This window comes from Gilliamella sp. Gris3-2, assembly GCF_001690345.1.
Lineage (GTDB): Bacteria > Pseudomonadota > Gammaproteobacteria > Enterobacterales > Orbaceae > Gilliamella > Gilliamella bombi.
On record NZ_LZHB01000069.1, the window covers coordinates 133,970 to 158,995 of the forward strand.

The 25,026-nt window shown below is 35.4% G+C and carries 20 protein-coding genes and 1 pseudogene; 5 read left to right on the top strand and 16 right to left on the bottom strand.

Going from position 1 to position 25,026, the window contains the following annotated elements; genetic code table 11:
• Positions 1 to 5: 5 nt before the first annotated feature.
• The 3 genes and pseudogenes from citC to A9G32_RS09700 all read right to left on the bottom strand — a co-directional run.
• The gene (citC, locus tag A9G32_RS09690; RefSeq protein WP_065589425.1) at positions 6 to 1,040 is read right to left on the bottom strand and encodes a [citrate (pro-3S)-lyase] ligase; all 1,035 of its coding nucleotides are present in this window, start codon (positions 1,038 to 1,040) and stop codon (positions 6 to 8) included.
• 10 nt (positions 1,041 to 1,050) lie between these two features.
• Positions 1,051 to 1,890 (bottom strand): fumarylacetoacetate hydrolase family protein, encoded by an 840-nt coding sequence (locus A9G32_RS09695; RefSeq protein ID WP_065589426.1) that lies wholly within the window; start codon positions 1,888 to 1,890, stop codon positions 1,051 to 1,053.
• A gap of 94 nt (positions 1,891 to 1,984) precedes the next feature.
• Positions 1,985 to 3,271 (bottom strand): annotated as a pseudogene (locus A9G32_RS09700) (2-hydroxycarboxylate transporter family protein); the annotation flags it as partial.
• A 277-nt stretch (positions 3,272 to 3,548) separates the two neighbouring features.
• Between A9G32_RS09700 and A9G32_RS09705 the strand changes: the two are divergent.
• The 5 genes from A9G32_RS09705 (at position 3,549) to A9G32_RS09725 (ending at position 10,970) form a co-directional block, all read left to right on the top strand.
• Positions 3,549 to 5,138 carry an ATP-binding protein gene (locus A9G32_RS09705; RefSeq protein ID WP_065589427.1) on the top strand — a complete coding sequence of 530 codons (1,590 nt, stop codon included), beginning with the start codon at positions 3,549 to 3,551 and terminating at the stop codon, positions 5,136 to 5,138.
• A 15-nt stretch (positions 5,139 to 5,153) separates the two neighbouring features.
• Positions 5,154 to 5,855, top strand: a complete 702-nt coding sequence (locus A9G32_RS09710; RefSeq protein ID WP_034914423.1) for a response regulator — start codon at positions 5,154 to 5,156, stop codon at positions 5,853 to 5,855.
• 714 nt (positions 5,856 to 6,569) lie between these two features.
• Positions 6,570 to 8,153, top strand: a complete 1,584-nt coding sequence (locus tag A9G32_RS09715; RefSeq protein ID WP_065589428.1) for a hypothetical protein — start codon at positions 6,570 to 6,572, stop codon at positions 8,151 to 8,153.
• An 814-nt stretch (positions 8,154 to 8,967) separates the two neighbouring features.
• Positions 8,968 to 9,831: an RNA ligase family protein gene (locus tag A9G32_RS09720; RefSeq protein ID WP_176701343.1), complete on the top strand. Its 864-nt coding sequence runs from the start codon at positions 8,968 to 8,970 to the stop codon at positions 9,829 to 9,831.
• The gene (locus A9G32_RS09725; RefSeq protein WP_065589429.1) at positions 9,828 to 10,970 is read left to right on the top strand and encodes an AAA family ATPase; all 1,143 of its coding nucleotides are present in this window, start codon (positions 9,828 to 9,830) and stop codon (positions 10,968 to 10,970) included. The genes A9G32_RS09720 and A9G32_RS09725 overlap by 4 nt, the downstream gene beginning before the upstream one ends.
• 139 nt (positions 10,971 to 11,109) lie before the next feature.
• On the opposite strand, the gene citG is transcribed toward A9G32_RS09725, so the two are convergent.
• From citG to mlaF, 13 genes are all read right to left on the bottom strand, one after another.
• Positions 11,110 to 12,003 (bottom strand): triphosphoribosyl-dephospho-CoA synthase CitG, encoded by an 894-nt coding sequence (gene citG / locus A9G32_RS09730; RefSeq protein WP_065589430.1) that lies wholly within the window; start codon positions 12,001 to 12,003, stop codon positions 11,110 to 11,112.
• Positions 12,004 to 12,102: 99 nt separating this feature from the next.
• Complete coding sequence (locus A9G32_RS13695) at positions 12,103 to 15,126, bottom strand: DNA translocase FtsK 4TM domain-containing protein (protein ID WP_065589431.1); 3,024 nt, start codon at positions 15,124 to 15,126, stop codon at positions 12,103 to 12,105.
• Between the two features lie 105 nt (positions 15,127 to 15,231).
• Positions 15,232 to 15,753 carry a gamma carbonic anhydrase family protein gene (locus tag A9G32_RS09740; protein ID WP_034911455.1) on the bottom strand — a complete coding sequence of 174 codons (522 nt, stop codon included), beginning with the start codon at positions 15,751 to 15,753 and terminating at the stop codon, positions 15,232 to 15,234.
• A 5-nt stretch (positions 15,754 to 15,758) separates the two neighbouring features.
• Entirely contained in the window at positions 15,759 to 17,000 is a 1,242-nt protein-coding gene (locus A9G32_RS09745) for a Bcr/CflA family multidrug efflux MFS transporter (RefSeq protein WP_065589432.1), read from the bottom strand.
• Positions 17,001 to 17,127: 127 nt separating this feature from the next.
• Positions 17,128 to 17,817, bottom strand: coding sequence for a 16S rRNA pseudouridine(516) synthase RsuA (gene rsuA, locus A9G32_RS09750; protein WP_065589433.1), 690 nt, complete (start codon positions 17,815 to 17,817; stop codon positions 17,128 to 17,130).
• A gap of 21 nt (positions 17,818 to 17,838) precedes the next feature.
• On the bottom strand, positions 17,839 to 18,570 hold the full coding sequence (locus A9G32_RS09755; protein ID WP_065589434.1) for a class I SAM-dependent methyltransferase: 732 nt from the start codon (positions 18,568 to 18,570) through the stop codon (positions 17,839 to 17,841).
• A complete protein-coding gene (prlC, locus tag A9G32_RS09760) occupies positions 18,557 to 20,584 on the bottom strand; it encodes an oligopeptidase A (protein ID WP_034911466.1) in 2,028 nt (675 codons plus the stop codon). Before prlC ends, A9G32_RS09755 begins: the two co-directional genes overlap by 14 nt.
• A gap of 96 nt (positions 20,585 to 20,680) precedes the next feature.
• Positions 20,681 to 20,938, bottom strand: a complete 258-nt coding sequence (locus tag A9G32_RS09765) for a BolA family protein (protein WP_065560910.1) — start codon at positions 20,936 to 20,938, stop codon at positions 20,681 to 20,683.
• Positions 20,939 to 21,029: 91 nt separating this feature from the next.
• A complete protein-coding gene (locus A9G32_RS09770; protein ID WP_065589435.1) occupies positions 21,030 to 21,302 on the bottom strand; it encodes an STAS domain-containing protein in 273 nt (90 codons plus the stop codon).
• A gap of 5 nt (positions 21,303 to 21,307) precedes the next feature.
• Positions 21,308 to 21,952, bottom strand: coding sequence for a phospholipid-binding protein MlaC (mlaC, locus tag A9G32_RS09775; RefSeq protein ID WP_065589436.1), 645 nt, complete (start codon positions 21,950 to 21,952; stop codon positions 21,308 to 21,310).
• A gap of 14 nt (positions 21,953 to 21,966) precedes the next feature.
• Positions 21,967 to 22,554 carry an outer membrane lipid asymmetry maintenance protein MlaD gene (mlaD, locus tag A9G32_RS09780; RefSeq protein ID WP_065589437.1) on the bottom strand — a complete coding sequence of 196 codons (588 nt, stop codon included), beginning with the start codon at positions 22,552 to 22,554 and terminating at the stop codon, positions 21,967 to 21,969.
• Between the two features lie 11 nt (positions 22,555 to 22,565).
• The gene (mlaE, locus tag A9G32_RS09785) at positions 22,566 to 23,345 is read right to left on the bottom strand and encodes a lipid asymmetry maintenance ABC transporter permease subunit MlaE (RefSeq protein WP_141671397.1); all 780 of its coding nucleotides are present in this window, start codon (positions 23,343 to 23,345) and stop codon (positions 22,566 to 22,568) included.
• Complete coding sequence (gene mlaF / locus A9G32_RS09790) at positions 23,345 to 24,160, bottom strand: phospholipid ABC transporter ATP-binding protein MlaF (RefSeq protein ID WP_218055882.1); 816 nt, start codon at positions 24,158 to 24,160, stop codon at positions 23,345 to 23,347. The genes mlaE and mlaF overlap by 1 nt, the downstream gene beginning before the upstream one ends.
• Positions 24,161 to 25,026 lie beyond the last annotated feature (866 nt).

Genomic DNA, 25,026 nt, shown 5'->3' on the forward strand with positions numbered 1-25,026 from the left:
ACGTATTAAATTTTAAATTTATCCAAATTAGCTGAAAGGTAATCCCATGTAGTAGATGGAACTAGTTTTTTTACCTCTTCATACTGCCCTGATGCCAATAATTTTCTTACTAATGAAGCTGATACAATAGTATCACCTTCGGTTATTCGTTGAACTTCAACAAAGGTAATTGCGGAGTGATTACTAACTGCTTTATCTTCAAGCCAATAAGACATCGCTTCATTATAAGCCTTCGTTACTTCGTCATAGGGTTCAGTTCCAACAAATCGATAGTTAATATTAAGCGCTGGAGCAATATAATTTCGGAATATAAGCAGATCGATACCCATATAGGCCTGATCGATTTTTGTCTTATCTTTTAGAAAATAAGTTGGAAATGTTGCTCTTGAAATAATATAAGGAGAACTTGCATGTACCGTCACATTTTGTATCTGTTTAGTACCATCTTTAACTAACTTCAAACGTGTATCAAATGAAAATAGCGATGCATTTTCATTGACAACAAAAACATGCAACCAATCACATTGACTTGCAGCATATTGAATAAGATATTGATGGCCTTTAGTGAAAGGATTAGCATTCATAACAATGCTACCAATTTTGCTCCCTTCTTTTTGTTGCGTGCTTAGTTGTTTACAATATTGCCTTATTCCAACTGGATTGTTTTCCATTAGGACAACAAGATCTGTTATTTCAACAATAGGATAAAACCCACATCCCTTAAAAAAATCTATATTTTCGGGTTTTGTATATAGAAAAAGATGAAAATAGCCGTTTTCATTGGCATATTTTATTGCATGATCCATCAAGGTTAGATTTAGTTGATTGCCACGATAATTAGGATCAATAGCAACACATTTAATAATATTGCGATCAATACCTGCACAAGCAATAATTTGTTCATTGATTTTAGCTACCATAAAAACAGTAACTTGTGAATCCAGATCAAGATCAGAGCGAGATAGCAACTGTTTAACTTCTTTATAATCTTGTTCTGCTTTAGAAATATCAACAACGGCATAATCAACTAAATCGTACATAAATTTACCTCTATTCAGCTACTACATAATTAGTTAGTCGACCAATTCCTGTAATTTCGACTTCAATTGTATCGCCATCTTTCATAAATACTGGAGGATTACGTTTTTTACCAACTCCACCTGGTGATCCAGTAAGAATAACATCACCTGGAGATAAACGTGTAAAAGTACTAATATAAGAAATTAATTCAGGCACAGTATGCACAAGATTTTTAACTGAATCATGTTGCATTTGTTCGCCATTTAAATAAGTAGTTAAAGATAATACTTTTGGATCAGGAATTTCATCGCTTGTTGTAATACATGGACCGAAAGCACCAGTGCTAGGCCAGTTTTTACCTGCGGTAAACCAAGTATATTGCCAGTCGCGAATAGAACCATCCATATAACAGCTATAGCCAGCTACATATGATAACGCATCTTCTTGCTTAATGCGAAAACCAGCTTTACCTATAATAATAGCTAATTCTCCTTCATAATCCAACTCATTAGTAATAGCTGGTTTAATAATGTTGGTTTTATGACCTGTTTGAGAATCAGGGAAACGAACAAAAAGCGTTGGTGCTGAACTGGTTTCATTAAATTCTGCTCGTTTTTCGGCATAGTTCATACCAACACACAAGATTTTATTTGGATTTGGAATAACGGGTAAATAAGTAATGTCTTGTTCATCAATGTCACTTGGGGCATTAAGGTAGGTTTTGGCAATAGATAGTCCTTCTTTATCGGCAAGTAGTGATTTTAAATCGGCATATTTATCACCTAATTTTTGCTTTAAATCAACAATACCGTTGTGAGTAAGAAGACCAAAACTTGCTCTACCAGAGACAAGATAACTGACAAGCTTCATGAAAACTCCTTAAAAGCTATTTTGTTAATTGTAAATATTAAATAAAAATGAACAACCTTAGTATAAACCAAGGTTGTTATTTAATATGTAAAATCTATACTAAGAAATTGCCGAGAATAAGTAATGATACTGATACATTAATTGCACCACCAATACGAGTTGCAATTTGTGCAAACGGCATAAGTTCCATACGTTCTGCAGCAGTTAAGATTGCCACGTCACCAGTTCCGCCTTGACCACTTTGACAACAAGAAATAACAGCAGCATCAACAGGATACATACCAAGTTTTTTAGCAACAAAGAAACCAGTAGTAACCAAACTAACAACTGTACAAACAATAACAATTAGGTTTGTGATTGTGAATGCATCTACAATTTTTTCCCAAGGAGTGATAGCAACACCCACCGCAAATAAAATTGGGTAAGTAACAGACGTTTGGAAAAATTTATAAACAACTTGTGACCCACTTAATACTTTAGGTGAAACACCAGATACTAATTTAACAAAAACTGCTGCAAATAGCATTCCTACTGGTGCTGGAATACCAGTCACTTTGTGACCAATCATACCAACCATATAAAGAATAGCTGCTAATAATACACCTGAAGCGAATGTAGTTACATCAATAATCGATTCAGTTTTAGCTGCTTTTTTATCAGCAACTTCATCATCTGCTGGTAATAGTCGACCGTTACCAGTTAAGTGCGGATAAGCTTTACCAATACGATTTAAAATACCACCACAAATAATACCAGTTAAACCACCTAACATTACGATTGGTAAAACACGACCAAGCGCATCACCTTGTTCCATACCTAAGATTGAAGCGTACCCGATTGAAAGTGGAATTGCACCTTCACCAACACCACCAGCCATAATAGGTAATACTAAGAAGAAAAATGTTTCAAATGGTGTTAAACCAAGTAAATAACCAACGCCGACACCAACAAGCATACCAACGATTTCACCACATACCATTGGGCCGAAGATTTTTAAGAATCCTTGGATAAGTGTTTTCTTATCCATATTCATAATACTACCCACGATGATACAACAGATATATAAATAAAGAATATGTGTATCTTTATAGAATTTTTTTGTTGCAACAACGACTGGTTCAGGAAGAATACCATAATAAACTAATGCAGAAGGAATAAAGGTTGCACAAATTGCGGCAGCTCCCATTTTTCCAACGATCGGCAAACGTTTACCAATTTCGCCACATAGAAAACCAAAAAAAGCACAAGTAACTACCATTACAACGATTTCGCTAGGTAATTTACCTGTTACTAACACTTCAGCGAAAATAAGAATACCTGCGATAATAAATAATGGAAGTGGGATAACACCAATTTTGTAGTTATCCATCAGACGCCACCAATTATATGGCCAACCTGTTAGATTTTCTGTAACAGTCTTACCCGTTGATTCTTTTCCATTAATGTTTTTCTCAGATGAGTTAAAATTCACCATTAATTTTTTTCTCCAAAATAAGTTGATTTATTCAAAATTATTGGCGGGTATATTTACAAAAAATTAATGAAATTTTTGTGATATAAATCATAAATTAACTGTGGTTTTTATGGTTTTAAAGGATATATGTTTTTTTATGCTGTGATACACTTATTTGAACTTAATTTGAAAAGAAAATACAAAAATGCGAAGAAAAATCCACTTATCGTTTACCACAAAGCTTTTTTTATCGCTTTTGTTTTTTTCGTTGATTGTTCTTGCGCTATTACAAAGCTATATTTGGAACACAACTGAAACAAATTTGTATCGAAGTTTGGGCGAAAAAGCGCAAATTCAAGCAAAAGAGTTATCTGTTTTACCAAGTTTAATTGAATATGTCAAAGATAAAGACACAAATAAAATAGCTAATTTAATCACAGATATATTTAAACAAAGTGATGCAAGCTATATTGTTATTGGCGATGCTAATGCTAACCGTTTATTTCATACAGCTAATAGCCCTTTACATTCCCCCATGGTAGGAGGGGATAATCAAGAGGTTCTTAACGGTAATAGTAGCATCACTATTAGTGAGGGTTCTCTTGGTCTAGCATTAAGGGGGAAAGCTCCAATTATTGAAAACGGTAAGATTATTGGTATAGTCTCGGTCGGTTATATGATTGATGGTATTTATGCATTGCATATAAAACAGTTTATACCGTTTATCATTTTTTGTTCCTTGTTATTCTTAGCATTATTTATCTTTTCATACTGTTTTTCAAAAGCAATTAAAAAACAGATGTTCAATTTAGAGCCTAAAGCAATCGCACTACTGGTAAAAAGCCAAAAGTCGATCATGGAATCGATTTTTGAAGGTGTTATCGCCATTGATCTTAATTATAAAATTATCAATATTAATCAATCTGCTCGCACAATGTTAGATATTAAGATAAATGATGACGAGTTACATAAACATGATTTAAGCGAATTTATCACCTCAAGTGACTTTATCTACAAAAAAGAAAATCAAACTGAAGACATACACGATCATATATGCTATTTCAATAACATGATTGTTATTGCCAGCCGAGTTCGAGTGGTTATTGATGATAAAATTCAAGGCTGGGTAATTACTTTTCGCAATTTTGATGATATTAATGTATTAAGTATGCAATTAACGCAAGTAACGCAATATGTCGATAATTTACGCACATTAAGGCATGAACATCTTAACTGGTTAGCAACGCTATCAGGTTTAATATATATGAAACGGTATGATGAAGCGCAATCATTTATTGCATTGCATTCTGCCGATAACCAAAGTAATTTAGACTTTATTACCAAACATTTTAATGTGCCGGCTATATGTGGTTTATTAATTGGCAAATATTCAAAAGCACACGAAATTGGCTTAAATCTAGTATTTGATCCAGCATGCCAATTAAATGCATTACCTTCACTTATCACCGAAATAGAATTTATGTCAATTTTAGGAAATTTGCTTGATAATGCTTTTAATGCTAGCTTAAAAAATGATCGTGGTGATAAAACCATTTATCTCTATCTAAGCGACTCAACAAATGAAGTTGTATTAGAGGTAACTGATCAAGGCTGTGGCATTGATGAAAATATTCGCGATTCAATTTTCGAACCTGGCGTCACATCGCAAGAAGGTAAAGAACACGGTATTGGTTTACACCTTGTTTCGACCTATATAAAAAAGGCCAATGGTTATATTACATTTGAAGATAATACCCCTTATGGAACAATTTTTTCTGTATTTATACCTAAATAATAAAAAGGCAATTATATGAATCAATTTCAAGAAGATAATATCAAAGTGCTTATTGTTGAAGATGAGCCAATTTTAGCAGAACTAAATGCAGAGTTTATTCAAAAAGATACAAAGGTTAAAGTAATTGGAATAGCTTCAACACTAGAAGAAGCTAAAATAATGGTAGAAAAACTAAAACCGACTTTAATATTACTCGATAATTATTTACCTGACGGCAAAGGAATAGAATTATTTGAATACATCATAAATAATCATCTAGATTGCTATGTTATTTTTATTACAGCCGCAAGTGATATGGATACTTGTAGTAAAGCGATTCGTTATGGCGCTTTTGACTACTTAATAAAGCCCGTATCTTACCAAAGGCTAAAACACTCGCTTGAGCGTTTTGAACTATTTTTATACCGACAAAGCCTACAAAAACATGTCAATCAACGAAAAATAGACGAACTTTTCAATTTGCAAACTAAAGATTTTGTTGATATGAACCGCCACTCCAAAGGGATTGAAGAAATCACGCTACAAAAAGTCAAAGACTTATTTATGCAAACCGATAAAGCACTCACTGTTGACGAAATAGTCGAAAAAGCCAATATTAGCAAAACGACCGCTAGGCGATATTTAGAATATTGTGTACAAATCAAATTATTAACAGTCGAACTTAATCATGGAAAAATTGGACGACCAGAAAGGCTATATAAACGTTTAGGGAAATAGTATTTTATCTGTTTCAGATAAAATACTAGCTTTGAAAACATACCTATTTGAGTTTTTTTTAGTTATTGGTACTAGTAACAAAGGAAAAAACAGCTTATATAACAACCAAATACCTATATCTACCTTATTTTGGCGTTAGAATACGCAGCAACTGAGTAAGGTAGTACGCCAAACAAGGATGTTTGGATCGGATGTTACCACCGATACTACTCATTTCCCCAAAAGGGAGAAATATTTAAAACCACTACTTCAAACAATACCACTGTCCTCTATAACTGTCTGATTTAATTAAAAAAGCGAAATAAAAAACTTCAATAAAATCAATGCTCTACCTGAACGTTTTTAGAGCAAAAAATCTAACAATACCACAAGATTAATATACTCGCTTTACCATGGGATTTAAATGTGCCAATAGCTAAGCGAGGTTATTCCACTAAATAGGGTGAGCTGGAATGTAGGTGTAGATATTAATAATTTCACCAAATCTCAAAATGACGGAAACATAACACCCTATTTTAATTATAAAATTAACCTATCTATAAAACCGAATCGTTTTCATCTTTACATTTCTTTACAAAAAAGTCCGCCAAAAAACTAGTCAATCATCCCTTAAACGGCTATACTTTCATCGCTTTAGAAAGGTGAGCTTATTAAATAAGCGAATAAACATAAAAATTCAAATAAAACAAAATATTACTTGACAGGTGAAACGAAATGCAGTACCATTTTATTTTAGGCACAAGGCACTGGCAAACCTATGTCTTAAATTTATCAAATAATCCTATTCGACAAGTTTTTACTCGAAACTTATTTATACCTTCCAAATTATTTCTCGAATTATTTTCGAAATTATCCACAAAACTATTTTCAAAAATCCCATTGGCATTAGCGCCGTTGTTGTTATTGCCGTACTCTTTAGAATCGCAGGCATTATCGGCCACGACTTCTGAGCGCATTCATGGTACTGCGCCTTATTTAACCTTTGATGGCGGTGTTACTAAAGTGACTGAAATAAGGGAATTATTAGGTATTAAGTTATCAGATGGTCGAACATTTACATCGCAAAATAATTCTTCATCACCGACAGCGCCAATCAAGTTACCGAATATAGGGGATACTTTGGCTGATATTGAAATGATAGTCCCGCCATCAAGCGACTCAATAAATATAAATGATTTAGTGACCCAAGGTAAATGGGGCGATGATGATGGGGATGGACAGGGAGTAGGTGGAGTAACGGCATCGGGGAGTATATCGGTGGCGTTTACCGATAAAAACGGTAATACGGTTAATCGCAGTGATGCATTAAGTATATGTAGTGCACCTTATAAGGTAACTTTAACAAGTACAGGTGGCACATTAAGCACGCAGTATGGGGTGCCAAGGAGTAGTAGTTTTAGTGGCGCAACGGTGGATTATTATATTAATCCATATGATTATGCAGGTATTTGTTCGGTCAGGCCGAATTTGTTGTATGGTGGAACAACTGGCATTGATTCTTACGACTCCCCCCGCTTTGCAGGCCCCGCTAACATATGGAATCCTGACAAGGGCTTCTTAACTCAATCAACAAGCCCATCATCTTACGAATTAAACTTTCCAACTACAGGTGCTGATGGATTGTATTTTGATTTGCTTATAGGTGGGGTGGATGGAAGTCAGTTGACATGGTCTCCGGTCACACATGGTGGAATAACGGCTACGGTGACAAGTGTAGTAGCTAATGATAGTTGGATTCCTGGTGTTGATAGAGGAAAAGTTGTCGCACGGGTAACGTTGAGTGGTCCTAGGGCTGATAGTACTCAGTTAAATTCAAGTAATCCAAGTCCACTTACAAGTCCATCTTTGCCACAGGACTTTGAGTTGGTCGGTAGTGATGGTCGGGGTAATGAGGTTCGTTATGGATTTGTGTTGAGGCAGTGGTTCGTCAATCGGGGGCTTCAAACCGCTAGCGCTTCTAATCAAACAGCATGGTGTAATAGTTTGGGTTATCGTATGCCACGGGTAAGGGATTTAACCAACGCGGTTTGTTCTGGTTGGAATTCAGGACGTTATTGTCGAGGTACAGTAGGCGCCACGCCGTCTTCTGGTAATAATGTTTTCAGGCGTCACATAGGTGCTGGATTTTTCACGGAGTGGGGCTACATGTCCCACTACGCTGATGTGGGCTTCGCCAGCTTCAACTATTGGACGAGCGACGTAGTAGGTGGAAATGGGGTCTATGTCTACACGTACGATGGCTCTGTCTTTACCGACAATGTTTCCGAAAGCGGTTATGCTGTTTGCACCGCACCTTAGTTCTTAGCGTTTAGTTCTTAATCCTTAGGGCGAGGGGGTGGTTATGGTGCTTGAGAGGATAATATAAAAAAGAATAAAGCCCCCGCTCAGTTGGACGCTGAGCAGGTATGACTGCATTAATGACTGAAAGTCAAAAAATGCTCCCGACCGACTACGCATAGGCATGGTTGGCATTAAAAGGGTAAGTTTTAAATGTAATTTGTTCGGTAATGTTTCGGATGTTGACTCTAGCGTTATTTATTTTCCCAAAGGTTAAAACGTCCGAAACTTAACCTCATCCACATAGACTTTACTTAAATACAAAATCCCCAAAAACGGACTATAATTATTTAATTCCATTAAAAAATAACCAATAAAAATTTAATAAAATCAATTGAATATCTAAGCTGTTTTATAGAAAAACATTTCGATTTTTCACAACACTTAAAGGTTAATATAGTCATTAATCTAGCATTAGAATAAGCCCAGAGCTGATAAAGGGCTGTAGCAAAAATAGTCAGTTAGAGTGTTGATTTTATTTGTATTTTTTGCAAAAACAAATAATTTATAATTAGTTATTTCCATAAATGATTATTTATTATAATTAAACTTGACAAAGCATGAGCAACTGTTGATAATAGCGCCGTTTTTTTAACCTGAATTTTTTATTATAGCGAGGTGGCAAAATGCCTGTAGTTAACACTTTATCTTAATGCCGACTTGGTATCTTCTATCATATTGTCTTTTGCTTAGTATTATCTAAGCCCCTTCGTTGCAATTCAATCTATAGATTTTTGCCTTGTCGGTTTTCCCTTATTTTTTTGGAGAAAACATTATGACAATGGAATCTTATATTCAAAATTTAGAATTAATTAAATATCCACGAACACCGCACCTAGAAAGCTCACGCCTACAGGTTGGTGATAGTGAACATGGACAACGTCCTTATAACCAACTTGCAGGTAAATATATTGTTGTTGAAGAAAAGCTGGATGGCGCAAATTGTGCAATTAGTTTTTCGGCTTATGGTGAATTATTATTACAATCACGAGGACACTATTTATTGGGTGGTGCAAGAGAACGACAATTCAACCTACTAAAACACTGGGCAGTGGTACATGAACGTTGGTTACTTGAGCGTTTAGAAGATCGCTATATCCTTTATGGTGAATGGTTACACAAAAAACATGCTATTTTTTATGATGCTTTACCGCACTATTTTTGTGAGTTTGATATTTGGGATAGACAACAAAACTGTTTTTTATCTACCCTAAAGCGACATCAATTATTAGCTGGTGGTCCTGTTTTATCGGTGCCTGTGTTATTTGCAGGAATTGCACCTTCTAAATTGAGCGATTTATTGGCGTTAGTCAAACCATCTTTGGCTAAAACCGCTAATTGGCGTACTTGCTTTGAACAAATCGTGATGCGTGAAAAGCTTGACTTAAGCAAAGCTTGGCAACAATGCGATAACTCTGACTTGATGGAAGGGTTATATCTTAAAATCGAATCGGAAGAACAAACCATTGATCGATTAAAATGGGTTAGGCAGGATTTTGTTCAGGCGATTTTAGATGCAGGGCAACATCATAGTGAACAGCCTTTTATTCCAAACCAATTGGCTCAAGGTGTTGAGTTATATACACCTCAATTAACAGTGAATTGGAATAATGGATGCCTAAACGGGGGTAAATTATGAATTACCAATTACTAAAACAACAAATAGCAAGTACGTTGGCAACAGATGATTTTAGCCCATGGTTAACCTGTATTCCTGAATTGAATAGTTTGATAATAACGCCACAAGATCCCTCACATCATGGAGAGGGGAACGTTTGGGTTCATACGCAAATGGTTGTGCGTGCATTATTAACGCAAGAAGAGTTTACCAACGCAACAGAAGATGAGCAGTTTGTATTATTTATGACTGCTTTATTACATGATATCGCTAAGCCAGAAACCACCGTCATAGATGAGTTGACAGGTAAAATTACACAACCAAGGCATTCCAAAAAAGGCGAGATCCGTAGTCGTATATTATTATGGCGAATGGGGGTGCCATTTGATTTGCGGGAACAAATCTGCCGAATCATTAGTGTACATCAAGTGCCTTTTTTTGCTTTAAGTGATGGTGTAAGAAATAAATCACCCGAATATTTAATTCACCGCTTATCGTGGCAATTGTCTATTTGGATGTTGTGTTTGCAAGCTAAAGCAGATATGGAAGGTCGTATTTGTGCTGATAAACGCCGAGCGCTTGATGAAGTTGAACTCTTTAGGCAATTGGCACTTGAAGAAGGGTGTTTATATCAACCTCGCCAATTTGTTGATGATTATACTCGTATCGAATATTTTCGAGGTAGTAATGTATTACCCGATTATGCATTATATCCTCAAGAAGGATCTAAGGTGATTATGCTAGCTGGTTTACCTGCATCGGGTAAAAATAGTTGGGTGAGTAAACATTATCCAACATGGGATGTTGCTTCTTATGATGATGCTAGATCTGAGCTAAAACTAAAGCACGGTGAAAGCGAAGGGCTGGTTATTCAGTTTGTGTTAGCAAAGGTTAAACAGTGGTTAAGAACAAAACAACCTTTTATTTGGAATGCGACCCACTTATCGCAAGAAATGCGTCAAAAAGCACTCGATTTGCTTTATGCTTATCATGCGAATGTGGAAATTGTCTATCTTGAACAACCAGAAAAAGAGTTGTATCGCCGTAATTCGGCACGAGATACTACGTTGCCAAATAAAGCAATTCAGCGGTTATTAAATAAATGGGAAGTTCCATTACCGACTGAAGCACATAAGGTGAGTTATTTTATTAATCAATAATTATTACTCATCTTTGGTTATATTAATTGGGGCTGATATTAAAGCCCCAAAATTAATTGGAGAATAGTGTTAAATATTAAATTCTGTTATTTTTAATTACTTTTTATATCAATAAATCTTATCTTTTTATTGTCTTGTTTTATCCATTATATTGAGACAAAAACCAAGTAATCGCAATTAAATCCGCTGATCCGCCAGGGCTTAAATTACGTTTTATTAATTCACTATCAAGATGATATAAATTTTCTCTTACTTTGGGATTGATTACGCCACCTTGTTTGATGAGTTTTTTCGCTTGTTCTTGGACAAAGGTCAAACCATCAAGTCCACCTCGTGAAACTACATTAGTGTCTTGATTAAAAGCAAGTAAATGTAACATCGCTTGTAATAAGCAAGTTTCTTCATCATAGCCGTTCTTTTGCATTTGTTGAAAGATAGGCAGTGAGATATTTCTAACTGTTGCATAACCTGATTCTGCTTCTCCTCTTGCTCCTGTAAGGTTATGGAGTTTAAATAGCTTTTCACCAACAGAATTTGTTAGATTATTTTGTTTTAGCTCGCTTTGAACAATGCCTTGGCAAATGGATGAAACTTCGTTACAAATGCTTTGTATATTGATTGGTAAGTTTAATTGCTCTAACTTGCCAATAGCGCCGAGCAGCAAACCAAAGGCAAATATCCCGCCTTTATGAGTATTAACTTGATTGGTGGCTTTAAACATCGCTTGTTCGCAATTAATACCAATTGGTCTAATGCCAGCTAAAAAAAGTTGATTTTTATGCAAAGCTGATATTTTACCATATTGGTAGAAACGTTCAAACCAGACACAAATAGCACTAATACTTTGAATAAAGGTTTGGAAATCCATATCACGATGTGCACCACTATTATTCATATCAACTAATCCGGGTTTTGGTGATAAGCAAATTTCTTTGATTAATGCTTTAGTTGCTAATTGCGCAGGTAAACATCGGTTAGGGTCATTATTGAGTTGTAATTCTAATAATGCTACTTGCTGAGAATAATCACTCATTACTATTGGTTACCTATAGGGATTCGATTTAATTAATTTGCATGATGCTATGATGTAAACACCAAGCCACTCTTTTAAATGGATTGGTGTGTGATAAAACTAATAATCATTATGTGTTGATACAGCTAGTACTTCCCGATTTCCATTATGGCTTGGGGCGCTAATAATGCCTTCTACTTCCATTTGTTCGACAATTCGGGCTGCTCGGTTGTAGCCAATTCTAAATTTTCGTTGTACGCTAGAGATAGAAGCTCTTCGTGTTTCTATGACAAAAGCAACAACTTGGTCAAATAATGGATCGAGTTCTTCATCTGACGAGTTGGAATTGCCATTTTCGCTATCATCGGTCGCAACTGTGACATTTTCAACGTATTTTGGTGTGCCACGTGCTTTCCAATCTTGCACAACGGCGTGCACTTCTTCATCACGCACAAATGCACCGTGAACACGAATTGGAATGGAGCTATTAGGGGCTAAATAAAGCATATCCCCCATACCAAGTAATGATTCTGCTCCCATTTGATCTAAAATAGTGCGAGAATCAATTTTGCTTGATACTGTAAAAGCGATACGAGTTGGTATATTCGCTTTGATTAAGCCCGTAATGACATCCACCGATGGACGTTGTGTGGCTAAAACTAGATGAATACCTGCTGCTCGCGCTTTTTGAGCAAGCCGTGCAATTAGTTCTTCGACTTTTTTACCGACAGCCATAATCAAATCAGCAAACTCATCGACCATGACCACAATATAGGGTAATTTTTCGAGTGTCGGCATATTAAGATCCATACTATCAGTTGGTTTCCAAAGTGGATCGGGAATTGGTCTGCCCATTTGTTCTGCTAGTTTTATTTTTTCGTTATAACCAGCAATATTACGCACACCTAATGCTGACATTAGACGATAGCGTCGTTCCATTTCGTTAACACACCAATTTAATGCATTAGCGGCATCTTTCATATCAGTAACCACTTGTGTTAATAAATGTGGTATTCCTTCATAAATAGATAACTCTAGCATTTTGGGATCAATCATAATAAACCTGACATCTTCAGGTTGCGATTTATATAAAATGCTTAAAATCATCGCATTAACACCAACTGATTTACCCGAGCCAGTAGTACCAGCAACAAGTAAATGAGGCATTTTAGCAAGATCAGCAACCACTGATTGCCCAGCAATATCTTTCCCTAATACGACAGTTAACGGCGATTGAGCATCTTTAAATTGAGGGCTGTCTAAGACTTCTCTAAAATAGACGGTTTGACGATTTTTATTGGGCAATTCAATACCTACATAAGGTTTTCCCGGAATAACTTCAACTACACGAACCGATGGCATTGATAATGATCGTGCTAAGTCACGATCTAGCGTTGAAATTCGTGCCGCTTTGATACCTGGTGCAAGTTCAATTTCAAATCGAGTAATCACAGGTCCCGGTAAATAATCAACCACTTTTGCCTTCACTCGATAATCCGATAAACTTTTTTCAATCAGTTCCGACATTGCGTTTAAGGCACTATGATCGACTTCGATTCGAGCTGTTGGTGGCGTAGTTAATAAGTTCAGTGACGGTAGTGGCGTAGTCGGTTTAGGTAACGGTTTATCATTACGTCTTAATAACGGATGAATTAAGCTATCTTCGTCATTTTCATTGAAATGATTATGTTGAATATCTTCAACACGATCTTCTTCAGGATAGATATCGTCAATAATTGGATTTGCTTTTTTTAGTGCTTCAGTATCAACATATTCTAGTTGCTCTACGTCTGCTTTCACTTCTTTTATTTCAGTTTCAGTCTCTGTATCTGTTATGTTTTTTGTATCTTCTATAGATGCAGTGTCTTTTGTACTTGTAATAACCTGTGGTTCTTGAATAAATGGTTGTTTGGTTTCAGTTGTTTCTATAGCTGAAAGGTTGATGGATGATTCAAACGGTGTTTGTTCATTAGTAAAATTAATTTTGGGTTCGTTGTGTACTGATGTAAACAGTGGTTTACTTGGTGCATCTGAAATTGTGTATTTTTCTGATTCATCAAATGGTAGTTTTTCTTCTGATTTTTGTGTTTGTATTACCTGTTTTATTTGTTCTATTGATGAAGACAAGGTTTGCTCTTGCTCTGGAGTAGCTTTGTTTCCATTCATGTTTTGAATAATTGATTCAAGGCGAGATAAAATCTCGTTAGGATCGAGCTCTTTATTTGGTGGATTATCACTTGTTAGGGGCGCTGTTGTTGACTGCGGTACTTGAGTATCTTTGTGGGATGAATTGATTAATTCATCGGTTGTTTTTATTGAGATTGTTTTATCGTCAGCCGATATGATGGTATTTGCAGTCTGATTTTGAATTGTTTCAGCACTAGAGATAGCATTTGATGTTGGAATGATATTGATATCATCATCTGATTTTTTATCTAGTTTTGTATCAAAAGGTATTGTAAATTGAGGCTCTTTTATTTCCTCACCAGTCTGCGCTATTGGTTTTTCATTTTGTGGATCTGGTTGTTTAAGTTTATTGGCTGTGCGAGGCTTAATTAACCATCTGATCGGTAGTAGTAAAATCATGACAAAAGCACCTAATTTTTCAATTAGATTTAACCATGATAATCCAGTTAATAATGTGACACAGGCCAAGCAAGTTCCAAGAAGAATTAAGGATAAAGTAATGCTATCTATAATTGGTAAAAGGCTTTCGATGACTATCGCACCTAAATAACCGCCTGCTTCAAATTGTTCAGAATCAGCAATATTTAAAGTAAAAAATCCTGTAGCACTAAATATAAATGCTAACACACCAATAATCCGAAATGAAAGACTAAAGTAGTTTATAGGATCATTAGCATGTTTATAAAAATAAACGATTGACTGTAAACAAATAAAAATAGCGATAAAAGGTAGGCTATAAGCAATAAAGCCTAAAAATTGAAACAGAACGTCACAGATGTATGCACCAACATAACCACCAAAATTACTAATAGGATAGTGCCAAGCTGTACGAGACCAACCGGGATCGGATGGATCGTAACTGAATTGCGATAGAAATAAACAAACAGATAAACCTATTATTGTTAGTAGAATCAATTGAGTGATGATCTGTTTTTTTGTAATTTTGGGCTTTTTCAAACAAGTACCTAAAAACTATTGCTATTAAAATAGCTGGCATTTTATCATAAATTGTGCTTGCTCACAGAGCCAATACTGTTTAAAACGCAATTTATTGTTGGGTTATTATGCAACAGGAAGTAGGCTAGTTTTAAATCTTATACCATTTTGTACATATCGTTGTGCATTAGTGATATTTGCTGTAATTTCAGCTTTAGTTAATTTGCGGATAATTTTTGCGGGTGATCCCATAATTAAACAACCTTCTTCATAAGGTATGGTGTGTGTTACTAGCGAGTTGGCGCCAACAAGGCAATTTTTTGCAATTTTGGCATTGTTTAATATAGTACTACCCATACCAATTAATACATTATCTTCAATGGTGCAACTATGTAGGATAACATTATGTCCAATAGTGACATTCTCGCCAATAATGCAAGGGATATCTGTTTCAATATGGATGGTAGTGTTATCTTGCACATTGCTATTTTTACCAATATGTATGGGAGCAATATCACCGCGTAAAACAGCGTTGAACCAAATAGAAACACCCTCTTGTAAAACGACATCACCAATGATATCAGCAGATTTTGCGATAAAACAATTTTGATGAATTTGTGGATGTAAATCACCTAGTTGATAGATCATAATTATTACCTTTTATTATTTTTGACACTCAAAAATAAGCTCACAGAAATAAAATTACATAACACCATAGAGCCAACCATCAGCCACTCTGTTGTATTATTGACCGTTATGGATTGTGCAGTTGGCGTTGATACCAATAATGATAATAATATGCCTATTGCCCCAGCGATTGCAAAACGAATTGTACCGGCAAGAGATGAGGCTGTACCTGCAATATAGGGATAAAAGTCTAAAACGATTGCCATACTATTTCCACCAATGGTTGACATACAACCAATATATCCTGCAATGCAAATAACAAGATAGGCAAATCCGAGATTAAATAATGTTACGATGGTAAGGCCTATTGCCATAACAAATTGGACCAAAAGACCGAACTGCATCATTTTAATCGAGCCAACATGTTTAACAAAACGGCTATTTAATGTATTCATAAACACCATAACTATTATATTGAATGCAAAGTAGTAGCCAAAATTAGTTGATGCAACACCGTGTAGATTCATATATACAAAAGGTCCTAAGCTTAAAAATGAAAATAATCCAGCTCCAGAAAATGCACCTAACATCATATAAGTTAATACTTGGCGATGCCTGAACAGTGTAATAAAATTACTTAAAATACGAATTAAACTAAATTTATTGCGTTTTGTTTTTGTAAGTGTTTCAGGAATAAATGCGATCACTAGACCAAAGCAAGTCAAAGCAATTAGGCTAATAGTGTAGAAATTGGCTTGCCAATTAAACCAATATAAAATAAATCCACCAATAATTGGTGCGAGTAATGGTGCTACGTTGGATATCAGCATGACAAACGACATCATTTTAGAAAATTCGTCACGATCACGATAAATATCTTTCATTAACGCATTAATGACTATTGCTGTAGCCGCTGCCGCAATGCCATGGAAAAAGCGAGCTGTAATTAATTGATTAATATTGTTGGCAATACCACAGCTTAACGCCGCAACTATAAAAATAATTAGACCCAAAATAAGAACATTACGACGGCCATAACTATCTGTGAGTGGTCCAAATAAAAGTTGTCCAACAGAAAATCCTAATAAATAGCAACTAATTGTTAGCTGTACCGTGCCATCGGTTACATTAAAGTCGCGTGCAATCGTTGGCATACTAGGTAAATACATATCTATGGATAAAGGCATCAACATAGAAAGTAATCCAAGGATAAAAATAAGCGCTTGTTTGGAAATTTTAATATCACTTAAACAATCTTGAGTTGGCACGTCATACTTCCTTCAAATTTTTTAAAATGCACCTAAAATATGTTATATAAATGAGATAAAATTATTTAAAAAATATTCATTTATTTAAATGGAAAGTTGCTATTAAGATTAATGTAAATTATATGTGTCAATTAAACGAGTCGATTTCATCTTGTGAAAGTAGTCGATATTCACCTTCAGGTATATCAAGAATTACCTTACCTATTTGTTTGCGATGCAATTCAACAACATGGTTATTGACTGCTGCAAACATGCGTTTAACTTGATGATATCGTCCTTCACTAATAGTTAATTCAGCGTGAAAGTCATCAATAATATTTAATTTCGCTGGTTTGGTAAGTGATTTCTCATTTTTTAATTGGATACCATTTTTAAATATATCAATCAGTTCAATACATAATGGCTGTTCAACCGTGACGGCATAGACTTTTTCGCAATGATGTTTGGGTGATGTAATACGGTGTGACCACTTACCATCATCAGTAAGTAGAACAAGTCCTGTAGTATCAAGATCAAGTCTACCTGCTGCATGCAATTTTTCAGGCATTGGTTCATCAATAAAATAAAGTATAGTAGGGTGGTCAGGATCATCAGTCGAACAGACATAACCTTGAGGTTTATTAAGCATAAAGTAACGATTATTGGTTACGGGTATGATTTCATAACCATCATACTCAACCACTTGCTCGGGTAATAACTGGTAAGCACCTGATTTTATAATTTCACCATCGACAGTCACTTTTTTAGCTTTGAGTTCTTTGGTTACAATAGTGCGGCTAGCGCCTAAGTGATGAGCGAGAAATTTATCTAATCGCATAATTTAAACAATATCCTTGTATTACTCTAGAGGTGTGTATATATCAAAACGGTGATTTTTAGTTTTAATTTCTGCCGTTGGTTTTTGGTCGGCTAAAAAAGGAGCATAATCGGGCCTTTTTACAACTACACGTTTTTTGGCAAGTTGCCTTGCGGGTTCTAATAAGCTGTCAGCATCGTTGTCACTACCAACTAATAGTTGAAAAATGCGCATCTCTTTTTTGACAAGCGCACTTTTTTGACGATGCGGAAACATTGGATCGAGATAAATAACATCAGGTTTTTCAGGGTAAGTGCTCAATCCCTCAATGCTTGAATGATAAATTAAACGTAAATGTTGCTCAAGCCAACTACCGATTTGGGGATCTTGGTAGGCACGCTGCAAGCCATCTTCTAGCAATGCAGCAACAACAGGATGCCTTTCAAACATAGTGACATGGCAACCGATTGATGCTAAAACAAATGCATCTCGACCAAGCCCTGCTGTGGTATCAAGAACTGTAGGTAAATACTCACCTTTGATACCTACTGCTTTAGCAATTGCTTCGCCACGCCCACCACCAAATTGGCGACGATGAGCCATTGTTCCAGAAACAAAGTTTACGCATATTGCCCCTAGTTTTGGTTCGTCAGTTTTTTGTAACTCAAGTTGATTGTTTTGGGTAACAAGAGCGAATGGAAGATCAGCATGTGTGGATAACCACTGCTCAGCTAATAATTTTAGCTGAGCAAAGTTAGAATTAGTGGATACCATAATGACGAAGTAATGCTTCAAGTTGAGGTTCACGGCCTCGGAAGTTTTTAAATAATGTCATAGGCTCATCGCTACCACCTTGTGACAAGATATTATCAAGAAATGCATTGCCTGTTTTAGCGTTGAAAATACCTTCTTCTTCAAAACGTGAAAATGCATCAGCGGATAATACTTCTGCCCATAAATAGCTATAATAACCTGCAGCATAACCACCAGCAAAGATATGGCTAAATGCGTGTGGAAATCTTCCCCATTCAACGGTAGGAACAACAGCAACTTGCTTTCTTATTTCAGCCAATGTATTTAAAATATCAGGATCTTTTTGTGTATGTAATTTAAAGTCAAAAAGACCAAATTCCAATTGGCGTAAAATAAATAGTGCTGCTTGATAGTTTTTAGCATCTAGCATCTTTTCTAACATATCAGTTGGTAGCGGTTCACCAGTTTGATAATGCCCAGATATGAATGCAAGCGCTTCAGGCTGCCAACACCAGTTTTCTAAAAATTGACTTGGTAATTCAACAGCATCCCATGGCACCCCATTAATACCAGAAACTGATGAAGTATCAATTTCGGTTAACATGTGGTGTAAACCATGACCAAATTCATGGAAAAGGGTTGTGACTTCGTCGTGTGTAAATAGTGCTGGTTTATCACCAACAGGGCGATTGAAGTTACAAGTTAAATAGGCAACGGGTTTTTGTACATGACCATCAGCAAAACGCATACGACCAATACAATCATCCATCCAAGCACCGCCACGCTTATGTTCACGTGCATATAAATCAAGATAGAAACTACCTTTTAACTCACCATTTGCGGCAAAGAGATCATAAAATTTAACTTCAGGATCCCAAACTTCAACGCCTTGTCGCTCTTTGGCTGTAATACCAAAAATACGATGCACTACTTCAAATAAACCATTAATAACTCGTTGTTGAGGGAAATAAGGACGCAATTCTTCATCGTTGATAGCGTACAAATGCTGTTTTTGCTTTTCACTATAATAAGCTATATCCCATGGTTTGATGTCACTTGCGCCAAAAAACTCATAAGCATAACGTTTAAGATCTGCTAACTCTTTTTCACCTTGAGGTTTAGCTTTAGTTGCTAAATTGTTCAAAAACTCAATGACTTGAGCGGTTGAGCTTGCCATTTTTGTTGCTAATGATTTATTAGCATAATTATCGAAGCCTAGTAATAGTGCAAGCTCATTACGAAGCGTTAAGATTTGTTTGATAATTTCAGTGTTATCCCACTTACCTGCGTTTGGTCCTTGATCTGACGCACGAGTATTATAGGCTTGGTAAAGTTCAAATCGTAAATCACGATTATCACAGTAGGTCATGACGGGAAGATAACTTGGTATATCTAAGGTTAGTAACCAGCCCTCTTTATCTTTTAATTTAGCCTGTTCTTTTGCGGCAGAAAGCGCACTTTCAGGCATGCCAGATAGTTCTTTGATATCGGTAATTAATTTTGACCATCCCATGGTGGCATCGAGCACATTGTTACTATATTTTGAGGATAATTCTGATAATTTTGCAACAATTTCACCGTAACGTTTCTGTTTGTCATCGGGTAAGCCAATTCCAGATAATTCAAAATCACGTAGTGCATTATCAACCACTTTTTTCTGTGCTTTGGTTAAAGTAGCATATTGTTCGCTTTCTTTGAGTTGCTTATAAGCTTGATATAAAGGTTTATGTTGCCCAACCCATGTGCTGTACTCAGATAGTAATGGCAGACAAGCTTCATAAGCTTCACGTAATTCAGGGCTATTTTTAACTGAGTTAAGATGACTAACTGGAGACCAAGCTCGTCCAAATTTTTCGTCTGCTTCATCAATTGGTTGAATTAAGTTATCCCAAGTATATTGGCTATTTTGCTTTAATACTGCTTCAATGGTATTTCTGCAGTTTTTTAAAGTTTCTTGTATAGCAGGCAAAACATGTTCGGGTTTAATTTGTGAAAAAAGGGGTAATGGTGCATCTGTTAATAATGGATTAGTCATGTAGCGATACCTTTATACAAATGGTGTTGTCTATTGATACAACATAATATGGTGGCGAAAACAATTAATTCAAGGGATTATCATGCTAAGAAATGGTTATAATCCCATAAGTTTGCGTTCACGTTGCCATTCAGTGGGGGTATAAGTCTTTATAGAAAGCGCATGAATACGGTTATCATTAATAAATTCAGCCAAAGGAGCATAGATTGCTTGTTGTTTTTTCACTCGATTTAAATCGGCAAATAATTCTCCTACAGCAATAACTTGGAAATGGCTTCCATCATCGGTTAGGACATGTACATCATCAAGTTCAAGCGAATTTTTTAATTTGTTTATAATTTCTTGTTTATCCATTATTCATACTCATCATTAATGTAAATTATGGTGTGGGGGTTGTTAAAAAGTTTCCGGTAACTATGTGTTTCAGTATAAAAATTAACATTTTTTAAATATTAATTACAGGTTGTAGATCATACAATGTAATTAATGTTTGTAGCTGAGGATTAATACCTTTGAGCTTTACATGATATTTATTGCAAAAATAAATTAAAGTTGCGAGCCCTGAAGAATCAACCCGAGTAAGTTGCGCAACATCAATGCATTTTACACCATTTAAAATAGTATTTTGTGTTGACCACAAATCGTTTAAAGAGTGAACATCAAGTTCACCCTGTAAAGATAATATTTCTTGTTGTTTTTCTGTTTTTATTCGCAACATTATGGCTAGCCCTTTGGTTTAGCGTTTGGGTCAATATTGCGATTTGAAAGATCAGTTAATTGTTTAGTTAATGCGTCAATACCATCTTGGCGTAAAATTGTTGACCACTCATTTTGCTTGGTGGTGATCATGCTGACGCCTTCTGCAACTAAATCATAAGCTTTCCATTCGCCAGTGACAGAGTTTTTACGCCATTGGAAATCAATTCGCAATGGTTGTTGGTTTTTATTAGGTTGGTTTAATAAAACACGAATAGAGATAAGCGTTTTGCCTGTTAAATCTTTTGGCGATTCAACCTGATAAGTTTGGCCATTATACATAGATAATGCTTGAGCAAAAGTTTGTACCAAATAGTTTTCAAAAGCAGCGAAATAAGCTTTACGTTGCGCATCTGTAGCACTTTTATAATAATTACCTAAAATTAATGCGCCAGCATACTTTACTTGTACATAAGGTAATAAATCTGTTCTTACGATCTCTTTTAGTTTGTTAGGGTTTGATTTTAATGTCGCAGATTGTGCATTCATGGTGCTAAAAATCTTATTAGCAGCCATTTCCATCTCTTTATAAGGATCATTTTCAGCAAACGCATTAGCACTAAATATTAAAGCTAATGCAAAAAAAATAGTGTGTTTAAATTTGGTTAACATAGTAACAAAACTCCTTAATTTTCATTTATATCTTGTGTATCTTGTTTCTTATCTTTATCATTGGTCGAACCTCCAGTACTATAAAGGAATTGACCAATTAAGTCTTCAATAACCATTGCTGGTTTAGTGTTGTATATTACAAAACCATCATGAAAATAAGCTGGTTCATGATTATTTGTTGGCAAATTGTTGCTTGTGCCTTCGCTATCCAATGAATCAAGTTCTAATTCGGTACTTTTATCAAGTCCAAAGTTAATATCAATAAATTGTTCACCTAATAAACCTGATGTTTTAATTGAAAGCGAACTTGAAACTGGAATTTGATTGTATTGTGCATCAATATCTATTGTTACATAGGGTTTATATACATCAAGATCTGATGATTTTAGTGTTATATTACTGACTCGACCAATCACAACGCCACCGATTTTGATTGGAGAGCGTGCTTTTAATCCGCCAATATTATCAAATACAGCATAAACTCGATATGAATTATGACTAGCAAATGATGTTGGATCCGTTACACGGAAACATAAAAAAAGTACCGAGCAAATGACCAGTACCATAAATAATCCTACTGTGATTTCAACTTTACGACTCATGTTTAATGACCTCAATGACTAAACATTAATGCGGTTAAAATAAAATCTAACCCCAAAATTACTAATGATGAATAAACAACAGTGCTTGTTGTTGCTCGACTAATTCCTTCTGATGTTGGTACACAATCATAACCATTGAAAAGTGCAATCCAAGTGCTGGCAATGGCAAATGCAAAGCTTTTTACAAAACAGTTACCTAGATCATGCCACCAATCAACATTACTTTGAATAGATGACCAAAAAAAGCCTGCATCAATACCTTTCCAATCAACACCTACAATAACACCACCTAAAATACCAACGGTAACAAAAATTGCAGTTAAAAATGGCATACTGAAAAAACCAGCCCAAAAACGAGGTGCAATAATACGTCGTAATGGATCAATTGCCATCATTTCCATACTTGATAGCTGCTCAGTTGCTTTCATTAAGCCGATTTCAGCCGTTAATGCAGAGCCAGCACGACCTGCAAACAGCAAACCAGCAACAACAGGACCTAACTCACGAAGTAGAGCAAGGGCTACCATCATTCCAAGGCTGGCTTCAGCACCAAAAGTGGTCAGAATAAAATAACCTTGTAAGGCCAAAACCATGCCAATAAAAAGACCAGAAACAATAATAATAGTGAGTGATTGTACACCAACAAAATAAAATTGCTTAATGAGTAATGGGAATTGTTTATTAAATTGTGGCTTACCAATTAATGCCCTAAAGAGCATCACACCAGAACGACCAATCATCGCAATGATATCAATAAACCATTGTCCTAATTTTGCCAGTAAATTTAACATTATTTTGTACCTCTGCTTAGGTCTAATTTGTAATCTTCAGCAGGATAATGAAAAGGTACTGGACCATCAGCCAACCCGTCAAGGAATTGTTTTACTCGTAAATCATCATTATCACGTAATTGTTGTGGTGTACCACCTGCAATAATATGTTGTTCGGCTACAATGTAAGCATAATCTGCAATACTGAGCACTTCGGTCACGTCATGGCTAACAACGATACAGGTTAATCCTAATGATTGGTTTATTTCAGATATCAGTTTAACAATAACACCCATAGATATAGGATCTTGCCCAGCAAAAGGTTCATCAAACATAATTAAATCGGGATCAAGCGCAATGGCTCTAGCTAATGCTGCTCGCCTTGCCATACCACCAGATAGTTCCGATGGCATCATTTGAGCTGCACCACGTAAACCAACAGCTTGTAATTTCATTAAGACTAAATTATGCAATATAGGTTCAGGTAATTTGAAGTGCTCACGTAGTGGGTAAGCAACATTATCAAACACAGTTAGATCGGTAAATAAAGCACCCGATTGGAATAACATGCTAATACGTTTGCGTACTTCATAAAGTCGGGAGCGAGACATGCTTGGAATGTCTTCTCCATCGAATAAAATTTTTCCTGACTGCGGTTTTAATTGACCACCAATGAGCCTTAGTAGTGTGGTTTTACCAATTCCTGAAGGTCCCATGATTGCTGTCACTTTTCCTTTAGGGACATTCAAACTCATATTTTTATAAATAGGCCTTGTTCCACGATAAAAAGACATATCGTGAATTTCAACCAAATTTTGTTGTAATGCGTTTGTCACATTGATTTCCTAGATTTCTAGAATGGCAAAATTTTGCTTATTTTACTTGATATTTGTAAATAAAGAAATCAATTAAACGTGTTGCCTATTTGTGTATAACTGCTCAATAAATAGTTTTTATACTCGATGGCTGATTTTTATAGACAAACAGAGGTTTTACGTAAAATATCTTATTAGAGAGATAAAAGATAATTAAGGCTATTTTTCTAAATAATAAATGGGGAAAGTTATATTTTAGCTCCCCCCATTTTTTACTGATCATGCATAACTAAAAGTGATTATGTATAAAAATTCCTTGTGTTGTTTACAGTAATTTGAGAAATGGCTGTAATAAATATTCATAAAAAAATTAACGCTCTATCACAAATAAACGATAGGGCGCTGATATCATAAAGAAAATAACCGTTACTAATTTGGCTAGGTGCGTTATGGTTTCCCGACTATTTATAGCGTACTAAATAAAGCCCGATTAGAGTTTTGTCTTTTTAAGTAGTAAAAATGAATGTTATAAAACCATCAATTAGGGTATTAAACGTCTGGTTAAAGTCAAAAAATCTATTGAAAATAAATTAAGACGGCAAGCTAAAGACAATAACAAAACCTATCTGAGCGAAATACTACAGGTTGATACTAAAGGTCTACCTTTTCTTAAAAATCAAACTAAACGGCAAATTAGAGAATATTTATTCATGAGTAACATAATGATTTTTTTATCTTTTACATAAACGTGGTGCGTTCCTAAAACCTTTTGATAAAAATGGAGCTGCCTTTATTTATTTAGATAAAATGTCTGTTTAGATAAACAGCGTATCAAAATCGACCCTGTAAATAAATTTGTGTATTTACAGGATCACCATTAAAAGTAT

Coding starts and splice junctions, on each gene's coding strand:
- citC (WP_065589425.1), bottom strand. CDS start 1,040: ATGTACGATTTAGTTGATTATGCCGTTGTTGATATTTCTAAAGCAGAA.
- A9G32_RS09695 (WP_065589426.1), bottom strand. CDS start 1,890: ATGAAGCTTGTCAGTTATCTTGTCTCTGGTAGAGCAAGTTTTGGTCTT.
- A9G32_RS09705 (WP_065589427.1), top strand. CDS start 3,549: ATGCGAAGAAAAATCCACTTATCGTTTACCACAAAGCTTTTTTTATCG.
- A9G32_RS09710 (WP_034914423.1), top strand. CDS start 5,154: ATGAATCAATTTCAAGAAGATAATATCAAAGTGCTTATTGTTGAAGAT.
- A9G32_RS09715 (WP_065589428.1), top strand. CDS start 6,570: ATGCAGTACCATTTTATTTTAGGCACAAGGCACTGGCAAACCTATGTC.
- A9G32_RS09720 (WP_176701343.1), top strand. CDS start 8,968: ATGACAATGGAATCTTATATTCAAAATTTAGAATTAATTAAATATCCA.
- A9G32_RS09725 (WP_065589429.1), top strand. CDS start 9,828: ATGAATTACCAATTACTAAAACAACAAATAGCAAGTACGTTGGCAACA.
- citG (WP_065589430.1), bottom strand. CDS start 12,003: ATGAGTGATTATTCTCAGCAAGTAGCATTATTAGAATTACAACTCAAT.
- A9G32_RS09740 (WP_034911455.1), bottom strand. CDS start 15,753: ATGATCTATCAACTAGGTGATTTACATCCACAAATTCATCAAAATTGT.
- rsuA (WP_065589433.1), bottom strand. CDS start 17,817: ATGCGATTAGATAAATTTCTCGCTCATCACTTAGGCGCTAGCCGCACT.
- A9G32_RS09755 (WP_065589434.1), bottom strand. CDS start 18,570: ATGGTATCCACTAATTCTAACTTTGCTCAGCTAAAATTATTAGCTGAG.
- prlC (WP_034911466.1), bottom strand. CDS start 20,584: ATGACTAATCCATTATTAACAGATGCACCATTACCCCTTTTTTCACAA.
- A9G32_RS09765 (WP_065560910.1), bottom strand. CDS start 20,938: ATGGATAAACAAGAAATTATAAACAAATTAAAAAATTCGCTTGAACTT.
- A9G32_RS09770 (WP_065589435.1), bottom strand. CDS start 21,302: ATGTTGCGAATAAAAACAGAAAAACAACAAGAAATATTATCTTTACAG.
- mlaC (WP_065589436.1), bottom strand. CDS start 21,952: ATGTTAACCAAATTTAAACACACTATTTTTTTTGCATTAGCTTTAATA.
- mlaD (WP_065589437.1), bottom strand. CDS start 22,554: ATGAGTCGTAAAGTTGAAATCACAGTAGGATTATTTATGGTACTGGTC.
- mlaE (WP_141671397.1), bottom strand. CDS start 23,345: ATGTTAAATTTACTGGCAAAATTAGGACAATGGTTTATTGATATCATT.